Genomic DNA, 2,160 nt, shown 5'->3' with positions numbered 1-2,160 from the left:
CACCACGCTAGTGGGTAGCAAGTTTGTGCTGGCGCAGCCAGTCGGCCAGCTCTGCTGGACGATTTGTCTGGATACCCGCCGCCCCCAGATCGAGTGCCTTCTGCCAGACGTCAGGCGTATCCGCATCGCCCAGCCGATCTACGAAGATGCTGGCATGTGCGGCCTTCGCGCAATCGATCACAGGGTCTTTGAAGTCGTTAGCGTCGAAAGCAATCACCTGCGGTTGCAAGCCGCGAACAAGGAACTTGCAGATATCCGGTGTAATAGCCTCCGGCATGACCTTCAGTGAAGGACGAATCTTACGCACGTCATACAGAAAAAATGGATTGCCGTAGATCACGACGTGGTCCTGCATATCGTGTTTCACGATCGTATCCACCAGTTGCTGCGGGTCGGCATACTTTGTATCGACGTAGATGTTGATCTTTCCGTGGGCAAGGTCAAGGGCTTCTTCGAACGTTGGAACCTTGGTTCCCGCAAAAGCAGGTGAGAATTTCGAGCCTGCATCCAGTGCGCGGATCTCATCGAAGGTGTGCTTGTGCACCTCGCCCGTTCCATTTGTCGTACGGTCAAGGGTACTGTCGTGCATCAGCACCAGCTTGCCGTCCGAGGTGGTGCGGACATCCAGCTCAAAATAGTCCGCACCCACGTCAATAGCAGACTGAAATGCGGCCAGCGTATTTTCGGGATGATGCAGGTGTTCTCCGCGATGAGCGATCACCCGAATCTTGCCGTCACTCTCCAACGGCTGCCATGCTGTTTGAGCCACGGCCATTCCACTGAGGGAGATACAGCAGAGAAGAAGCTTTCCTAATGATGTATGCATCGTTCTTACACAATCCTTTTTCATAACTGATGTTTGTCTTCCTCAGAAGCGCAGGCGGCCGACGATCAGTAGCGAACGCGGATCCTGTGCTCCCGTTACCTGACCGAAGTTCGCATTACTGATGTTGGTGCCAAGTCCAGAGAACTGCGGATGATTGAAGGCGTTATGCGCATCCACGCGAAGTGCGAAGACCACACGCTCCCGTATAGGGATCTCTCGCATCAAGCTCAGGTCCCACACATTCTGGCCCGGACCATAGAGTGCCGCCCGTGGCGAGTTGCCCAGCGTATTCGCTGGAGTGATGGCAAAGGCAGACGTATTGAACCACTTCTGAACCGTGCGCGAACCTCGCGAAATGTTCGGATCGCCAGCCTTGGTGACATACTGGGCTCCCGAGAAGATACCTAACTGATTTGCCTGCGTGATGAAGTACGGATAGCCCTTCTGAAACTGAGCCACCGTGCYTACCTTCCAGTGACCGATCACCTGTGACAGCACAGGAACACTCTGCAGGTACTTCCCTCCTGCGCCAACCGGAAACGCATAGACCGCCGACAGCGAGAAGCGCTGAGGAATATTGTTCATTGCCGTTCCCCACTGCGCCCGCAGGTCATAGTAATTCTGTACGCCCACGGCATTCGCACGCGAAGGTCCGTCCACGTCATCCAGCGAACGCGCCCAGGTGTAGGCGGCGCGCACCGAGACACCATTGTTCCAGCGATGGCTCAGCGTCGCATACATGGCGGCATAGGAGGTGGCGCCTCCGTTCTTCAACGCCGTTACCGTCAGGAACTGCGGGTAGGGACGCAAGCTCTGCGCCGTGCTCAAGCCAAAGCAGCAGCTTGCAGACGGCTGAATCTGGTTGATGGGCACGCTGATCGGCAGATGCACGCCGTGATTGCCGGCATAGTCGACCTCCGCAATCCACTCATGACCCAAGTCATGCTCGACGCCGAACTGCCACTCCTGCAGATAGGGCAGTACAGCAGTCTGAGGCAGTTGTGTCGGGCTGAAGGAAGGCTTGGTCAAGCTGGTTGGAATCAACGGATTTCCATCCGCATCTGCGTTCGGGCTATACGGAGGAACACCCTGGCTCAACTGGAAAGGCGCGGTAACGCCCGGGTTAGAGCTCTGGAAGCTGACCGCGACCGTCGAGGCCGAGGTGAGTCCTGCCGTTCCGAAGCCGATGCTGGGCAGTTGATAGATACCGTATCCACCACGAACCACCGTCTTGCGGAAGAGCCGGTAGTTGAAGCCTGCACGCGGCAGAATGCCTGTATAGATATTCGGGTTCAGGCTGTGCGGAGCACCGTTATACCCCGCAAACTGGATAC

General features: G+C 56.6%; 1 protein-coding gene and 1 pseudogene. Both read right to left on the bottom strand.

Annotation, left to right across the window (positions count from 1 at the left end):
* Positions 1-7 precede the first annotated feature (7 nt).
* Positions 8-775, bottom strand: a complete 768-nt coding sequence (locus tag AB4043_RS23285; RefSeq protein ID WP_442300319.1) for a glycerophosphodiester phosphodiesterase — start codon at positions 773-775, stop codon at positions 8-10.
* Between the two features lie 93 nt (positions 776-868).
* Positions 869-2,160 (bottom strand): annotated as a pseudogene (locus AB4043_RS23280) (TonB-dependent receptor); the annotation flags it as partial.

This window comes from Terriglobus sp. YAF25 (assembly GCF_052113305.1).
Lineage (GTDB): Bacteria > Acidobacteriota > Terriglobia > Terriglobales > Acidobacteriaceae > Terriglobus.
This window is presented reverse-complemented; position numbering and strand designations above follow the sequence as displayed.

What these genes read in the sequence shown, in the direction of transcription:
- AB4043_RS23285 (WP_442300319.1), bottom strand. Translation starts at nt 775, where the DNA reads ATGGCCGTGGCTCAAACAGCATGGCAGCCGTTGGAGAGTGACGGCAAG.